Consider the following 14,833-nt stretch of genomic DNA (forward strand, 5'->3'; position numbering starts at 1 on the left):
ACTCGTCAACGGCCCAGCCGGGCCGCGGCGAAGCGGGTGATCCGGTCGAGCATGATGCCCAGCGCGGTGATCGCGATGCCGGCCGCCAGCCCCTTGCCGAACAGCTCGGCCTGGGAGAACCCGGCCACCACGATGTAGCCCAGGCTGCCGCCGCCCACCATGCCGCCGATGACGACCATCGAGAGCACGTAGAGCAGGCCCTGGTTGGCGGCCAGCACCAGCGACTCGCGGGCCATCGGCAGCTGCACCTTCGTGATCATCTGCCGGGTGGTGATGCCACTGGACCGAGCCGCCTCGACCGTGGTGGCCGAGACGCCGCGGATGCCGTCGGCCACCAGCTTGGTCGCGATCGGCAGGCCGTAGGCGAACGCCGCGACGATGGCGGTGAACCGGCCGACGCCGAACAGCGCCAGTGCAGGGACCAGGTAGACGAACGGCGGGATCGTCTGGAACGCGTCGAGGAACGGGCGCGCGATCAGGTCGACCCGGCTGCTGCGTCCCATCGCGACGCCGAGCAGGATGGCCACGATCATCACCATGACCGTGGCGACCAGCGTCATGGTCAGCGTCACCATCGCGTCGTTCCACAGGCCGGTGCCGAGGATCACGGCCTCGCAGACGAGGGTGACAGCGGCCGGCCGCCAGCCGCCGAGGACGTAGGCGAGCGCGAGCAGTACCGCCGCCATCAGCCACCAGGGCGAGTCGGCCATCAGGCTCTGCAGGCCGTCGAGGGCCGTCAGGGTCACCGCGTCCTTGACCGCCGTGGTCACGCCCTCGAAGGTGTCGACGATCCAGTTCGTCGCGTCGTTGATCCACGTCGTCAGCTGCGGCCCCGAGACCCACTTGAGCACCGGGGTGTCGGAGACGTCGGGGAACTCGGCCAGGGCCAGCCGCTGCCGCGACAGGACGATCGCGATGACGACCGGCAGCAGCAGCAGCGCCAGCATCGCGCGCCGACCCCAGGCGGTGAGCCGCAGCCGGGAGGCGCCCTTGCCGGCGTCCTCGGTGGCCCACCGAGGCAGCTTCTCCAGCACCACGCCGGTCAGCATCACGCCGGGTCCGCTCACCGACGCGATGCTGCCGCGGCTGGCGGCCTCGGACCGCTGGCTCGCCGCGGTGGTCGTCCGGTCGAGCATGATCGCCATCAGCACGATCGCCAGTCCCGCCACCGAGGCGGCGCCCACGTTGAGGGTCTGCAGCGCCGAGACCACCGCCCGTCCGAGCCCGGGACCGTTGACGAGCGCGGCGATGGTCGCCATGGACAGCGCCGCCATCGTGCACTGGTTGACCCCGACGATGATGGTGCGCTTGGCCATCGGCAGCTGTACGTCGCGGAGCAGCTGCCGGCGGGTCACGCCCAGGGAGCGGGCGGCCTCCACCGTGGTGGCGGGCACGCTCTTGATGCCGTGCTCGGTGATCCGGATCAGCGGCGGCAGGGCGTAGACCAGCGTGACGGCGATCGCACAGGCGGGACCGATCCCGAACAGCAGCGCCATCGGCGTGAGGTAGGCGAACGCCGGCATCGTCTGCATCCCATCGAGCACCGGGGTGATCGTCGACGAGGCCACCTTGTTGCGCGCCATCAGGATGCCGACGGGGAGCCCGATGACCACGCTGATGGAGACGGCCATCAGGGTGATGATCAGCAGGTCGATGCTGTCCTGCCACAGCCCGGTGGTCCCGAAGAACAGCATCGCCGCCGTCACCAGCAGCATGGACCGGACGCCGGCCAGCGCGTAGCTCACCCAGGCGGCCAGCGCCACGACGCCCAGCCAGCCGATCTGGGGCACCGGACGGGGGAAGGCCGGCGTGCTGAAGAGGTGCTGCAGGAACTCGGTGATCGTGTTGAGGGTGTCGCTGATGAAGCCGATGACCCCGCCGAAGAACCAGTTGTCGGGGCCGTTGAGCTGCACCCAGTCACGGACCGAGTTGATCCAGTCGTGGAAGGCGGTCGTCTCGGCGAACGGCAGCGCCAGGGTCTGCTGGCCCTTGAAGATGAAGTAGAGGACCACCCAGACCACGAGGATCGCGGCGAGCTTCGGCCCGGTGTAGCGCTTCGGTGACGGGTCGACGTACGGCTGCTCCTCCTTGGTGGCAGCAGGCGGTGGCGCGGTGGCCGTGCTCACGCCTCCTCCTCCGCGACCACGACCCGGAGGATGTCCTCGTCGTCGACCACGCCGACCACACGGTCGCCCTCGACGACCCGGACCGGGCCCTGGTTGGCGAGGACGGCCCGAGCGGCGTCGCGCACGATCTGGTCGGACTGGAGGGTGGGTGAGCCGGCCGCCTCGTCGCCCTGCAGCGGGCGCATGACCCACTTGAGCGTCAGCACGTGCGACTTCGGGACCTCGCTGACGAAGTCCTTGACGTAGTCGTCGGCCGGCGCGCCCACCACCTGGTCCGGCGAGCCGATCTGCACGATCTCGCCGTCGCGCATGATCAGGATGCGGTCGCCGAGCTTGAGCGCCTCGGCCAGGTCGTGGGTGATGAACACCATCGTCTTGCCGACCTCGTGGTGCAGCCGGATGACCTCGTTCTGCATGTCGCGTCGGATCAGCGGGTCGAGGGCGGAGAAGGGCTCGTCGAACATCAGCACGTCGGGGTTGGCGGCGAGCGCGCGGGCCAGACCGACCCGCTGCTGCATGCCGCCCGAGAGCTGGTCGGGGAAGTTGTTCTCGTAGCCGGACAGGCCGACCAGGTCGACCATCTCCTGGGCGCGGTTGCGGCGCCCCGACCGGTTCTCGCCGCGCACCTCGAGGCCGAACGCCACGTTGTCGATCACCTTGCGGTGGGGAAGCAGGCCGAAGTGCTGGAAGACCATCGAGACGCGGCTGCGACGGGTCTCGAGCAGCGCCCGGTCGTTCATCGAGGTGATGTCCTCGCCGTAGAGCGTGACCGAGCCGGCGGTCGGCTCGATCAGCCGGGTCAGCAGGCGCACCAGCGTGGACTTGCCCGACCCGGACAGCCCCATCACGACGAAGACCTCGCCCGGCACGACGTCGAAGGAGACGTCGCGGATGCCCACCACGTGGCCGGTCTTCCCTGCAGCTCCTTGCGCGAGAGGTTCGCGTCGGGGGTGCCGATGATCGAGCCGGCCTTGGGGCCGAAGATCTTCCAGAGACCGCGGACCTCGAGCGCCGCGTCCCCCGTGGCTGAGGTGTCGGTCGGGACGGCGGAGCTTTCGGTGGCGGTCATGACCGCACCTCCCCTGGTGTGACGGCGTCCTGCTGGTCGCCGGACGGCTCCTCGTTGCGAGGGTCGCCTGGTGGATAGAGCGGTAGTCCTTGGCCGTGACGGTAGTACGTCGCCTCGGCCGGCGGCAGGGGCGTGTTGCCGCGGATCAGGTCGGCGGCCTTCTCGGCGACCATCATCACCGGCGCATAGATGTTGCCGTTGGTGACGTAGGGGAAGACGCTGGCGTCGACCACGCGAACCCCCTCGAGGCCGTGCACCTTCATCGTGGTCGGGTCCGTCACGGAGTCCTCGCCGACGCCCATCTTCGCCGTGCACGACGGGTGGAGAGCCGTCTCGGCGTCCTCGCGGACCCAGTCGAGGATCTCCTCGTCGGTCTCGACCGACGGGCCGGGCGACAGCTCGCCGTCGTTGTAGGCGGCGAAGGCCGGCTGGTTGAGGATCTGCCGCGCGGTGCGCACCGCCTCCACCCACTCCTTGCGGTCGGTGGGCGTGGAGAGGTAGTTGAACAGCATCTTCGGCTTGGCGGTCGGGTCGGTGCTGGCGATCCGCACCCAGCCCCTCGTGTCGGCGTACATCGGGCCGATGTGGACCTGGTAGCCGTGGCCCTTCGTGGGCGAGGTGCCGTCGTAGCGGATCGCGATCGGCAGGAAGTGGAACATCAGGTTGGGCCAGGTCACCTCGTCGTTGCTGCGGCAGAAGCCGCCGCCCTCGAAGTGGTTGGTGCTGCCGACGCCGCGCCTGAGGAACAGCCACTCGGCGCCGATCTTCGGCCGCTTCCACCAGGCGAGCCCGGGGGCGATCGAGACGGGCAGCTTGGAGGCGTACTGGATGTAGACCTCGAGGTGGTCCTGGAGGTTCTCGCCGACGGCGGGCAGCTCGTGCACCATGCGTACGCCGAGTGGTTGCAGGTGGCCGGGATCGCCGACACCGGAGAGCTGCAGCAGCTGCGGGGTGTTGATCGCGCCCCCGCAGAGGATCACCTCGCCGGCGGACACGCTGCGGTGCAGGCGGCCGCCGCGCAGGTAGTCGACGCCGACGGCACGGTTCCCCTCGAAGCGGATCTTCGTCACGTGGGCGAGGGTCTCGACGCGCAGGTTGGGCCGCTTGCGTGCCGGGTGGAGGTAGGCCCGGGCCGCGGACCAGCGGCGGGTGTCCTTGATGTTGCGGTCGAAGGGCCCGAAGCCCTCCTGCCGGTAGCCGTTGACGTCGTCGGTCCGCGGGAAGCCGGCCTGCTCGGCGGCCCGGAAGAACGCCTCGAACAGCGGGTTGCTCGCCGGACCGCGCTCGAGGTGGAGGGGGCCGTCCCCGCCACGCCAGGTGTCGGCGCCCACGCTGCCGTCGGCGAGGTGGAGCGACTCCATCTTCTTGAAGTAGGGCAGGCAGTGGAGGTAGTCCCAGCTCTCCATGCCCGGGTCGGCGGCCCAGCGCTGGTAGTCCATCGGGTTGCCGCGCTGGAAGATCATCCCGTTGATCGACGAGGAGCCGCCGAGCACCTTGCCCCGGGCGTGGTAGATGCGCCGACCGCCCATCTCCGGCTCGGGCTCGGTCTCGTAGCGCCAGTCGTAGAGCGGGTTGCCGATGGGGAACGGCAGCGCGGCCGGCATGTGGATGAACGGGTCGATCCGGAAGTCGGAGCGACCCGCCTCGAGCACCAGGACGGACGTGCCGGGGTCCTCCGAGAGGCGGGCCGCGATCACCGAGCCCGCGGAGCCGCCGCCCACGACCACCACGTCGTAGGCGCTGTGCTGCCCTCGTCGACCGGCCACGGCCCTCCTTGAGTTGCGTCATGCGCAACGCGATGCTTCAGTCGCAACGCCTGCCGTTGGCAGCATGGTGGGCCGACGCGGCGCCAGTCAAGGGACCGGGCCTGGTTGTGACCAGGGTGCAACCCGGCCGAAACACCCGCCGTGGGATCGATCAGGACAGCTCGACCGGCCAGCCCTTGCGCTGCAGGTGGGCCGTCACCCGGGCGATCTCCTCCTGGCTCGGCGTCTCGTTGATGACGTCGATGATGGCGTCCTCGATGTCGCCGATGTTGGGCGAGAGCAGGCCGTTGGCCTTGAGCTCCTTGGTGACCGCCTTGACCTCGCGCTTGGTCAGCCGGCGCTCGAGGATGGCCACCAGCGGGATGTAGTCACGGTCGGGCACGCCTTCGGGGTAGCCCGAGCGGAGCCAGGTGACCACGCCGGTCAGCGCTCGGGCGATCACGGTGGCATCCGCGCCCTCGTCATCGGGGTTGGCCAGCGGCCAGCCGCCGGCGAGCAGCCGCCCGGAGACCCGGGCCACGTCGTCGACCCCCGGCGGCGGGCCGTCGGAGGGGACCCCGAGCAGGGTCGCGAAGCCCGCGGCCTGGTCGCCGGAGAGGTGGTCGCCGATGACGACCAGCAGGGCGGCGCGATCCTCCGCCGGGACGCCGTCGGGATAGGCGGCGTGGACCCATCCGAGGATCCTGTCGAGGGCGCTGCGAGCCACGTCTGTCTCCTTCTCGATGCCGGGGAGCGGTCAGCCCTTGGGGACCAGGGTCGGGAAGACGTGCTCGAAGCTGACGACCTTGCCCTGCCCGGCCCCGATGATGACCAGCAGCCCGACCAGGACGCCGTACGCGACCACGGCGAAGCACAGCCACGCCAGCAGCCGGCTGCCGGGTCCCGGGCGGTACGCCGGCGCGTCGTCGCCCTCGGGGGCCGGCCCCGCGAGCAGCCGCACCCCGAGCGCGAACATGATCGGCAGCCCGGCGCCGAGCAGCAGCCCGACGTAGAGGACCTTCCAGGCGGCCTCGACCGCGAGACGGACGGTGTCCATGGCTCAGGCTCCCCTCATCCGACCTTCGACTTGCGGACCTTGGGCCCGCCGTCCCAGACCTCGCCGACGTTGTGATGCGTCACGGCGTGGTGGCGGGACTGGTAGAACATCCCGCCGGCGCCCACGAGCAGCAGCGCCATCACGACGAGCGGGCCGGCCAGCCCGCCGAGCACGTCGCCGATCCACCACATCAGCGCGCCGGCGAGACCCGCGGCCGGCAGCGTGGTGAGCCAGGCGAGCACCATCCGGCCCGCCACGCTCCAGCGCACGTGGGCGCCCGGACGGCCCACGCCGCTGCCGAGGATCGAGCCGCTCGCCACCTGCGTCGTCGACAGCGCGAAACCGAGGTGGCTGGAGGCCAGGATCACCGCAGCCGACGCGCCGTCGGCGCTCATCCCCTGCGGCCGGGTGATGTCGACCAGCCCCTTGGAGAGCGTCCGGATGATCCGCCAGCCACCGAGGTAGGTGCCGGCGGCGATCGCCACCGCGCAGACCACCTTCACCCAGAGCGGGATCGAGTCGGTCGAGGTCCAGGAGCCGTAGCCGATCAGCGCCAGGGTGATCACACCCATCGTCTTCTGGGCGTCGTTGGTGCCGTGGGCGAGCGAGACCAGCGAGGCCGCCCCGATCTGCCCCCACCGGAACCCGGCGTCGGTGCGCGCGGTGTCCCGGCTGGCGACCAGGTGCGCGACGACGAACGTCGCGATGGCCGCGATCAGCCCGGCGATCACCGGGGACAACACCGCCGGCATGATGATCTTGCCGAGGACGCCGTCGATCTTGGTGCCGTCGCCGTTCCACTTCACCGCCTGACCGGCGGCCAGGGTGGCGCCGATCAGCCCGCCGAAGAGCGCGTGCGACGAGCTCGACGGCAGCCCGAGCAGCCAGGTGAGCATGTTCCAGAGGATGCCGCCGACCAGGCCGGCCAGGATGATGAGCAGCAGCGCCTCACCGTGGTTGGCGGTCAGCTCGGTGATCGGCGTGCCGTCGTCGTTCTGGAGCTTGACGACCGAGTTGGTGACGGTCAGCGCCACGGCCACGGACAGGAAGGCGCCCAGCAGGTTCATCACCGCCGACAGCGCGACGGCGACCCGGGGCTTCAGCGCACCGGTCGCGATCGACGGTGCGACCGCGTTGCCGGTGTCGTGGAAACCGTTGGTGAAGTCGAAGAACAGCGCGGTGCCGATGACGCACACCAAGACGATGAAGGACGCGTCCACGGCCCACACTGTGCTGGTTCACGAAGGATTTTCCAAGTCGTCGCCCAGCGTTGGTTGACACCGGTTCCGACGGGCGCCCCCTCCACGCTCAGCGATGGCCCCAGCCGAGCCGGTGCGAGACCTCCGTGGCGGCCTCGACGAGCAGCTCCGTCGCAGATGCGACGGCCTCGTCGTGCAGGCGGAAGGTGGGCCCGGACACGCTCATCGAGGCGATCACATCGCCGTGCGCGTTGCGGATCGGCGCCGCGACCGCCGTCAGCCCGACCTCCAGCTCGTCGACGGCGACGGCGTACCCGTCGCGGCGTACGCCGTCGACCTCGGCGCGCAGCTGGCCCTTCTTGGTGATCGTCATGTCGGTGTAGGCCTGCAGCGAGCCGAGCAGGTCGTCGAGCTCGTCGGCGCCGAGGCCGCTCATCAGCACCTTGCCGTTGGCGGTGGCGTGCAGCGGGATGTGCTGGCCCACCCAGTTGTGCGGCTGCAGCGCGGAGGAGCCGGCCACCTGGTCGAGGTAGAGCGCCGCCCGGTCGGCGAGCACGGCGATGTTGACGGTCTCCCCCGTGTCGGCGGCCAGCTTGCGGCACACCGGCCGGGCCTCCTGGACCACATCGAGCCGCGCGGTCGTGGCCCCGGCCAGCCGCAGCAGGCCCACCCCCAGCCGGTACTTGCCGCGATCCTCGGTCTGCTCGACCAGGCCGTGGGTCTCCAGCGTGGCCACCAGCCGGAACGCCGTCGACTTGTGCACGCCCAGGTCACGGGCCAGGTCGGTGACCCCCGCCTCCCCGTGCCGGGCCAGGTTCTCCAGGATGCTCAGCGCCCGGTCGACCGACTGCACCGTGCCCGTTGTCTCGCTCTCCGCAACCCCGTTGCTCATGGTGCAACGCTAGCGGGTACGCCGGCCCGGGTGGGGCATCCCGTGGGCGGCATCCCGTGGGTGCACGCGTGGACGAGACCCCGACCCGGGCGACGAACGACCTGGATGCCTCAGTCGCCGAGCTCGGCGCGCCGGCGGACGACGTACTCCTCCAGCTCGGCGCGGATGGCCTCGTCGAGCGGCGGCGGCTCGTAGGCCTCGAGCTTGTCGCGCCAGATCTTCCCGGCCCGGGCGGCGGTGTCCTGGCCGCCGTTGCGCATCCAGCGCTCGTAGTTCTCCGAGGAGGAGAGGAACGGTCGGTAGAAGCAGGTGCGGAACCGCTCCATGGTGTGCATGGCCCCGAGGAAGTGGCCGCCGTGGCCGACCTCCTCGTGGGCGTCGAAGGCCATCGACGCCTCGTCGATCTCGAGCGGTGTGAACTCGTGCTGGAGCATCTCCACCAGCTGCACGTCCATGATGAACTTCTCGTAGCCCGCGACCAGCCCGCCCTCGAGCCAGCCCGCCGAGTGCATCACCCAGTTGGTGCCGGCGAGGAAGGTCGGCAGCAGCGTCATCAGCGCCTCGTAGCCGGCCTGCGCGTCGGTCACCTGCGAGGAGGTCAGCCCGCCGCCGGTGCGGAACGGGAGCCCGAAGTGGCGGGCGATCTGCCCGGTGCACAGCAGCCCGATGCCGGACTCGGGGGTGCCGAACGTCGGCGAGCCCGACTGCATGTCGATGTTGGAGAGGAACGACCCGAAGACCACCGGAGACCCCGGGCGGATCAGCTGCGACAGCGCGATGCCGCTCAGGGCCTCGGTGATCTGCTGCACCAGCGCCGCGGGGATCGTGACCGGCGACATCGCGCCCATGAGGATGAACGGCGTGAGTACGACGGCCTGGTTGGCGGCGGAGTACTCGAACTGCGCCTCCAGCATCCGGTCGTCCCAGCGCAGCGGGCTGTTGCAGTTGATGAGGGAGATGGTGGCCGGCGTGGCCTCGATGCTGGCGCGGCCGTGCTCGCGGCCCTGCCCGGCACCGAAGAGGATCGAGGCCATCTCGATGGTGTCGCGGGCGTTGACCCCGGAGACGACGTTGCCCATGAAGAGCTTGTCGGTCAGCGTCGCGAGCGCGTAGACCATGTCGAGGTGTCGACTGTCGAGCGGGGTGTCGTTGGGCTCGTTGATGACGCCACCGGCGGAGTCGAGCGCGTCGTAGGTCTGCGCCAGCTTGGTGAAGTTGCGGAAGTCCTCCATCGTCGCGTCGCGGCGGACCTCGCCCTCCCGGGTGAACGGCGGACCGTAGACCGCACCGAACGCCATGTGGTCGCCGCCGATGTGCACCGAGCGCTCGGGGTTGCGGGCCTGGACGTCGAACTCGCGCGGTGCCTTGGCGACCTGCTCCAGCACGAAGTCGGGGTCGAGGAAGACCTTGTGCTCCTCGACCCGCTGCCCGGCCTGGCGGAACAGGTCGAGGGCGCGGTCGTCCATGAACTCCACGCCGATCTCGGTCATCAGCCGGCGCCAGCCGCCGTCGAGGGTGGCCATCGCCTCCTCGCTGAGGATCTCGTAGCGAGGCATCTTGTTCACGAACATGGGCGAATCTCCTGGGCGGCGGGTGGTCGGCGGACCACGAGCGGAGGGCGGGTGGGCGGGGCGCTTGACCGTCAGAGCACCGTGGCCCCATGATGTGGAATCACAGTTCCACATCATGGAACCTCCCGGCAAGCATCGGCGACCACGAAAGGCCCCCAGGCGATGAGCGACACCACGACCGCGAGCGGCACCCAGGCGGTGGACCGCGCCGCGCTGCTGGTGTCGACGGTCGTCGAGGCGGACACACCGCTGGCGTTCGCGGAGATCGCGGAGGAGTGCGGGCTGCCCAAGTCGACGACGTCGCGGCTGCTCACGGCGCTGGAGCGCACGGAGCTGCTGGAGCGCGACCCGTCGGGGGCCTATGTCGCTGGCCCCCTGTTCTGGCGCTACGCCAGTCGCTTCGACCCGTTCACCGAGCTGTCGCAGCTGGCCCTCCCGACGCTCGAGGCGGTCGGCGAGGCCACCGGCGAGACCGTCACCCTCGGCATGCCCCGCGGGGACGATGTCGTGCACGTCGCGCAGGTCGACAGCCGCTTCCACCTCGGCACCCGCGACTGGACCCAGGTGCAGGTGCCCTCCCACGCCTCCGCGCTCGGCAAGGTGCTGTTCGCCTACGCCGCGCTGCCGCTGCCCGACGGGCCGCTCGAGCAGCTCACCGAGCAGACCCGGGTCCAGGTGGCCGCCCTGCGGGCCGACCTCGACGGCTGCCGGCGTCGCGGCTATGCCACCACCGTCGACGAGCTCGAGCTCGGGCTCAGCGCCGTCGCCGCTCCGGTCCGCGACCACCACGGCGACGTGGTCGCCGCTCTCGGGATCTCGGGACCGACTGCCCGACTGCAGTCGCACCTCGCCGCCCACGGGCGGCTGCTGAAGAATCAGGCAGAGCAGCTGACCGAGCTGCTCGTCCACCGTCGAAAGGCCGGTGTCGCATGACCCCCGACGAGATCCTCCGCGCGCTCTACGACGAGACCCTCGTGGGCAACGGACCACGGGTCCTCGAGCTGACCCACGAGGCCCTGGGCCAGGACATGGAGCCGCAGTCGCTGCTCTTCGACGCACTCATCCCGTCGCTGGAGGAGGTCGGCGCCCGCTTCGAGCGCGGCGACTTCTTCGTGCCGGAGATGCTGATCGCCGGCAAGGCGATGGCCGGCGCGATGGAGGTGCTCCGGCCGCTGCTGGCCGACACCGGCGTCGAGACGATCGGCAAGTTCCTGATGGGCACCGTCAAGGGCGACGTCCACGACATCGGCAAGAACCTGGTCAACATCATGCTGGAGGGCGCCGGCTTCGAGGTGATCGACCTCGGCGTCCAGGTGGCGCCCGAGAAGTTCGTCGCGGCCATCGAGGAGCACCAGCCCGACATCGTCGGGATGTCGGCCTTCCTCACCACGACGATGCCGATGTTCAAGGCCAACATCAACGCCCTCGAGAAGGCCGGCCTGCGCACCGCGGTCATCGTGATGGTCGGCGGCGCCCCCGTCACCCAGGAGTACGCCGACGCGGTGGGGGCCGACGGCTACGCCGCCGACGCCTCGGCCACCGTCAAGCGCGCCAAGGACCTGCTGCACCAGCGTCGGTCGATGGTCCCCGCCTGAGCCGTCGCAGCCACCCCGCCTGCCGTCGTACCCGACCCCTGAAAGGACCGCCGTGAGCGCCGAGAGCGTGCACTTCGAGACCCGCATCCGCTCCGCGAACCAGGAGGTGGTGATCGGGCGCGGCCATCGCTTCTGCCTGATCGGCGAGCGGATCAACCCGACCGGGCGCCGGATCTTCCAGGAGCAGCTGCGGGCCGGCGACCTGTCGGCGATCGATCGCGACGTCGCGGCCCAGGTCGCCGGTGGCGCCGATGTCCTCGACGTCAACATGGGCGTCCCGCTGACCGACGAGGCCGACCTGCTGGCCAAGGCGATCATCAAGATCCAGTCGCTGACCGACAAGCCGATCTGCATCGACTCCTCGGTGGTCGAGGCCCTCGAGGCGGGGCTGTCGGTCTACCAGGGCCGGGCGCTGGTCAACTCGATCACCGCCGAGGACGAGCGGATGGAGCAGATCCTCCCGCTGGTCAAGAAGTACGACGCCGCGGTGATCGCGCTGCCCAACGACGTCGACGAGATCCCGATGGAGCCCGAGAAGCGGCTCGACCTGGTGCAGAAGATCATCGACGTGGCCACCAAGGAGTACGGCATCGCGATGCACGACATCGTGATCGACCCCCTGGCGATGCCGATCGGAGCAGACACGGCCTCGGGAGTCGCCACGTTCGAGACGATGCGACGCATCCGCGACGAGCACGGCCTCAACATGACCTGCGGCGCGTCCAACGTCTCCTTCGGGATGCCCGAGCGCCACTCCCTCAACGGCACCTGGCTGCCGATGGCGATGATGATGGGGCTGACCAGCGCCATCATGGACGCCCGCACGCCGCAGATCGTGCAGGCCGTCAAGGCCGCCGACCTCTTCATGGGCCACGACGACTGGGGCATGGAGTGGATCGGCCGGGCGCGGGCGGCGAAGGCCGCCGCCGAGGCGGCGGCGAGCCAGGAGGCGGCGGCCGGAGCGTGAGCCATGACCGCTCCACCGGCTCGGGGGACGACCCCCGGGACGATGCCCGGCACGAGCTCGGCGACGGGCCGGCGTTCTCCGTCGACCACCTGCGCCGCGAGGGGCTGATCGAGCCGCCCGCGGAGGCCGAGGGGACGCACGACGGCACCGGCAGGGTCGACCTGTCCTTCGCGGTCCGGGCCGCCGACGGCAGCTCCTCGCCCCGGGGTGCCCGGGTGCCGCCGGGTGTCAGCGTCTTCGACGCCGCGTCCTGGAACGGCATCGCCATCGACTCCACCTGCGGCGGCCACGGCACCTGCCGCAAGTGCAAGGTGCGCGTCAGCCCGTCGGGGGCGCCGGTGCCGGTCACCCGCCACGACGAGCGGACCTTCAGCGCCGAGCAGCTCGAGGACGGCTGGCGGCTGGCCTGCCTGGTGCGGGCGACGCAGGACCTCGAGGTCGACGTACCCCCGCTGACCACGCGCCCCAAGGCCGCCACCGTCGGTGTCGGCCGCCAGGTGATCCTGCGGCCCGCGGTGCAGAAGAGGTACGTCGAGCTGGTCGAGCCGACACTGTCGGACCAGCGCACCGACCTGGTGCGGCTGCGCGAGGCGATCGACGACCTGGAGCTCACCGTCGACCTGGAGGTGCTGCGCAGGCTGCCGGTCGTGCTCCGGCAGGCCGACTTCAAGGTGACCGCCGTCGTGGTCGACGAGGCACTGATCGACGTCGAGCCGGGCGACACCTCGCGGGTGCGCTACGGGCTGGCCTTCGACCTCGGCACCACCACCGTGGTCGCGACCCTGCTCGACCTCGAGTCGGGGACGCCGGTCGCGGTGGCGTCGCGGCTCAACCGCCAGCAGCCCTACGGCGGCGACGTGATCACCAGGATCTCGGCGACGATGATGGACCCCGAGGCGCTGGGCCGGCTGCAGGCCGCGGCCGGGCGGACGCTCGCCGAGCTGGCCGCGGAGGTGTGCTCGGAGGGCGGGGTCGACCCGTCGAGCGTCTATGAGGTGGCGCTCGCCGGCAACGCGACGATGACCTCGCTGGCCCTGGGGATCGACCCGGAGCCGCTGGGGGTGGCGCCGTTCGTGATGGGGACGGCGGCCTACCCCACGCTGCTCGCCGCCGACCTCGGCCTGTCCCTCCATCCGCGGGCCCGGGCCACCGTCTTCCCCTCGCTCGGGGCCTACGTCGGCGGCGACATCGTGGCCGGCATGCTGGCCACCGGCATGGACCGCGACAAGCGGGTCCGGCTGCTGATCGACGTCGGCACCAACTGCGAGATCGTGCTCTCCGACGGCGACCGGATCGTCGCCACCGCCGCCCCCGCCGGGCCGGCCTTCGAGGGCGGTGCCATCCGTTGCGGGATGCGCGCCGACGAGGGCGCGATCGAGGTGGTGAGGCTGGGTGACTCCGTCGAGCTTGGCGTGATCGGCGACGCGGAGCCGCGCGGGCTGTGCGGCTCGGGCCTGGTCGACGTGGTCTCCGAGCTGGTGCGGGTCGGTCTGCTCGACGCCACCGGACGGCTGGTGCCCGACGACGTGGCGGCCGAGATCGCGCCCGGGCTGGCCGACCGGCTGACGAAGGTCGGCGAGGAGCGGGTCTTCGTGCTCCACCGGCCCGCGGCCGACTCCCCTCCCGAGGAGTCGGTCTATCTGTCGCAGCGCGACGTGCGCGAGCTGCAGTTCGCGAAGGCCGCGATCTCCACGGGCTGGACGCTGCTGCTGGAGGAGCTGGGGCTGGCCGGGGCCGACGTACAACAGGTGCTGTTGGCGGGGTCGTTCGGCTCCTACCTCTCGCCCGCGGCGGCGATCCGCATCGGCCTGGTGCCGACGCTGCCGGTCTTGCGCATCGTCAGTGCTGGCAACGTGGCGGGTGAAGGGGCGAAGATGGTCCTGCTGTCGTTGCGCGAGCGGGCCGGAGCCGAGGCGCTCCTGGAGGAGGTGACCTATGTCGAGCTCTCCGACCGAGCAGACTTCAACGACCGCTTCGTCGAGCAGCTCGCCTTCTGAGGTCCCCGTGCAGCCCCGGCACCGCATCGCCGTCATCGCCTGCGGCGCGCTCTCGCAGCCGGCCGCACAGATCGCCGAGCGGCGTGGCTGGGACGTCGACGTCCACCCGCTCCCCCCGTTGCTGCACAACCGGCCGCAGCGGATCGCGGGCGAGGTGCGGGCGCTGGCGGAGCGGCTGCTGCCGGCCTACGACGCGGTCGCGGTGGGCTACGCCGACTGCGGGACGTACGGCGCCCTCGACGAGGTCTGCTCCGACCTCGGGATGAAACGGATCCCCGGGCTGTCGTGCTACGACATGTTCGCGACCGGGGAGCGCGTCGAGGCCTACTTCGACGAGCAGCCCGGCACCTACCTGCTCACCGACTTCCTGGTGCGCTCCTTCGAGCGCACCGTGGTCCGCGAGCTCGGCCTGGACCGGTGGCCGGAGCTGCGCGACGACTACTTCGGGCGCTACACCCGGGTGGTCTGGCTGGCCCAGGACCCCGACGACGAGCTGCGCGCCCTCGCCCAGGCCGCCGCCGACCGGCTCGACCTCCCCCTCACCGTCATCGAGACCAGCAACCGGGGCCTCGAGCGCGCCCTGGAGGCGCTGATCGCGGACTGACCCGTCAGAAG

The 14,833-nt window shown here is 70.9% G+C and carries 14 protein-coding genes; 5 read left to right on the top strand and 9 right to left on the bottom strand.

The window, feature by feature from the left end; all coding sequences use genetic code 11:
* Positions 1-5: 5 nt before the first annotated feature.
* The 9 genes from R2740_RS12240 to R2740_RS12280 form a co-directional block, all read right to left on the bottom strand.
* Positions 6-2,126: an ABC transporter permease gene (locus R2740_RS12240; protein WP_371302969.1), complete on the bottom strand. Its 2,121-nt coding sequence runs from the start codon at positions 2,124-2,126 to the stop codon at positions 6-8.
* Positions 2,123-3,028 (bottom strand): glycine betaine/L-proline ABC transporter ATP-binding protein, encoded by a 906-nt coding sequence (locus R2740_RS12245; protein WP_371302970.1) that lies wholly within the window; start codon positions 3,026-3,028, stop codon positions 2,123-2,125. Before R2740_RS12245 ends, R2740_RS12240 begins: the two co-directional genes overlap by 4 nt.
* On the bottom strand, positions 2,971-3,195 hold the full coding sequence (locus R2740_RS12250) for a hypothetical protein (protein ID WP_371302971.1): 225 nt from the start codon (positions 3,193-3,195) through the stop codon (positions 2,971-2,973). Before R2740_RS12250 ends, R2740_RS12245 begins: the two co-directional genes overlap by 58 nt.
* Positions 3,192-4,961 carry a choline dehydrogenase gene (betA, locus tag R2740_RS12255; protein WP_371302972.1) on the bottom strand — a complete coding sequence of 590 codons (1,770 nt, stop codon included), beginning with the start codon at positions 4,959-4,961 and terminating at the stop codon, positions 3,192-3,194. Before betA ends, R2740_RS12250 begins: the two co-directional genes overlap by 4 nt.
* Before the next feature lie 151 nt (positions 4,962-5,112).
* Positions 5,113-5,667 carry a DUF3349 domain-containing protein gene (locus R2740_RS12260; protein WP_371302973.1) on the bottom strand — a complete coding sequence of 185 codons (555 nt, stop codon included), beginning with the start codon at positions 5,665-5,667 and terminating at the stop codon, positions 5,113-5,115.
* Positions 5,668-5,697: 30 nt separating this feature from the next.
* The gene (locus tag R2740_RS12265; protein ID WP_371302974.1) at positions 5,698-5,997 is read right to left on the bottom strand and encodes a hypothetical protein; all 300 of its coding nucleotides are present in this window, start codon (positions 5,995-5,997) and stop codon (positions 5,698-5,700) included.
* Positions 5,998-6,011: 14 nt separating this feature from the next.
* Positions 6,012-7,217: an anion permease gene (locus R2740_RS12270; protein ID WP_371302975.1), complete on the bottom strand. Its 1,206-nt coding sequence runs from the start codon at positions 7,215-7,217 to the stop codon at positions 6,012-6,014.
* Between the two features lie 88 nt (positions 7,218-7,305).
* Positions 7,306-8,088, bottom strand: a complete 783-nt coding sequence (locus tag R2740_RS12275; RefSeq protein ID WP_371302976.1) for an IclR family transcriptional regulator — start codon at positions 8,086-8,088, stop codon at positions 7,306-7,308.
* Between the two features lie 110 nt (positions 8,089-8,198).
* Positions 8,199-9,659 (bottom strand): trimethylamine methyltransferase family protein, encoded by a 1,461-nt coding sequence (locus tag R2740_RS12280; RefSeq protein WP_371302977.1) that lies wholly within the window; start codon positions 9,657-9,659, stop codon positions 8,199-8,201.
* 162 nt (positions 9,660-9,821) lie between these two features.
* Here R2740_RS12280 and R2740_RS12285 point away from each other — a divergent pair, with 162 nt between their 5' ends.
* From R2740_RS12285 to R2740_RS12305, 5 genes are read left to right on the top strand one after another with little or no spacing between them, the layout of a single operon-like run.
* Positions 9,822-10,592, top strand: a complete 771-nt coding sequence (locus R2740_RS12285; protein WP_371302978.1) for an IclR family transcriptional regulator — start codon at positions 9,822-9,824, stop codon at positions 10,590-10,592.
* Positions 10,589-11,254 carry a corrinoid protein gene (locus R2740_RS12290; protein WP_371302979.1) on the top strand — a complete coding sequence of 222 codons (666 nt, stop codon included), beginning with the start codon at positions 10,589-10,591 and terminating at the stop codon, positions 11,252-11,254. The genes R2740_RS12285 and R2740_RS12290 overlap by 4 nt, the downstream gene beginning before the upstream one ends.
* A gap of 52 nt (positions 11,255-11,306) precedes the next feature.
* Positions 11,307-12,221, top strand: a complete 915-nt coding sequence (locus R2740_RS12295) for a dihydropteroate synthase (RefSeq protein WP_371302980.1) — start codon at positions 11,307-11,309, stop codon at positions 12,219-12,221.
* Positions 12,218-14,218: an ASKHA domain-containing protein gene (locus tag R2740_RS12300; protein WP_371302981.1), complete on the top strand. Its 2,001-nt coding sequence runs from the start codon at positions 12,218-12,220 to the stop codon at positions 14,216-14,218. The genes R2740_RS12295 and R2740_RS12300 overlap by 4 nt, the downstream gene beginning before the upstream one ends.
* Before the next feature lie 7 nt (positions 14,219-14,225).
* Complete coding sequence (locus R2740_RS12305; RefSeq protein ID WP_371302982.1) at positions 14,226-14,822, top strand: DUF1638 domain-containing protein; 597 nt, start codon at positions 14,226-14,228, stop codon at positions 14,820-14,822.
* The last annotated feature ends 11 nt before the right edge of the window (positions 14,823-14,833 follow it).

The organism is Nocardioides sp. (assembly GCF_041393715.1).
Taxonomy (GTDB): Bacteria; Actinomycetota; Actinomycetes; order Propionibacteriales; family Nocardioidaceae; genus Nocardioides.

What these genes read in the sequence shown, in the direction of transcription:
- R2740_RS12250 (WP_371302971.1), bottom strand. Translation starts at nt 3,195, where the DNA reads ATGACCGCCACCGAAAGCTCCGCCGTCCCGACCGACACCTCAGCCACG.
- R2740_RS12265 (WP_371302974.1), bottom strand. Translation starts at nt 5,997, where the DNA reads ATGGACACCGTCCGTCTCGCGGTCGAGGCCGCCTGGAAGGTCCTCTAC.
- R2740_RS12275 (WP_371302976.1), bottom strand. Translation starts at nt 8,088, where the DNA reads ATGAGCAACGGGGTTGCGGAGAGCGAGACAACGGGCACGGTGCAGTCG.
- R2740_RS12280 (WP_371302977.1), bottom strand. Translation starts at nt 9,659, where the DNA reads ATGTTCGTGAACAAGATGCCTCGCTACGAGATCCTCAGCGAGGAGGCG.
- R2740_RS12285 (WP_371302978.1), top strand. Translation starts at nt 9,822, where the DNA reads ATGAGCGACACCACGACCGCGAGCGGCACCCAGGCGGTGGACCGCGCC.
- R2740_RS12290 (WP_371302979.1), top strand. Translation starts at nt 10,589, where the DNA reads ATGACCCCCGACGAGATCCTCCGCGCGCTCTACGACGAGACCCTCGTG.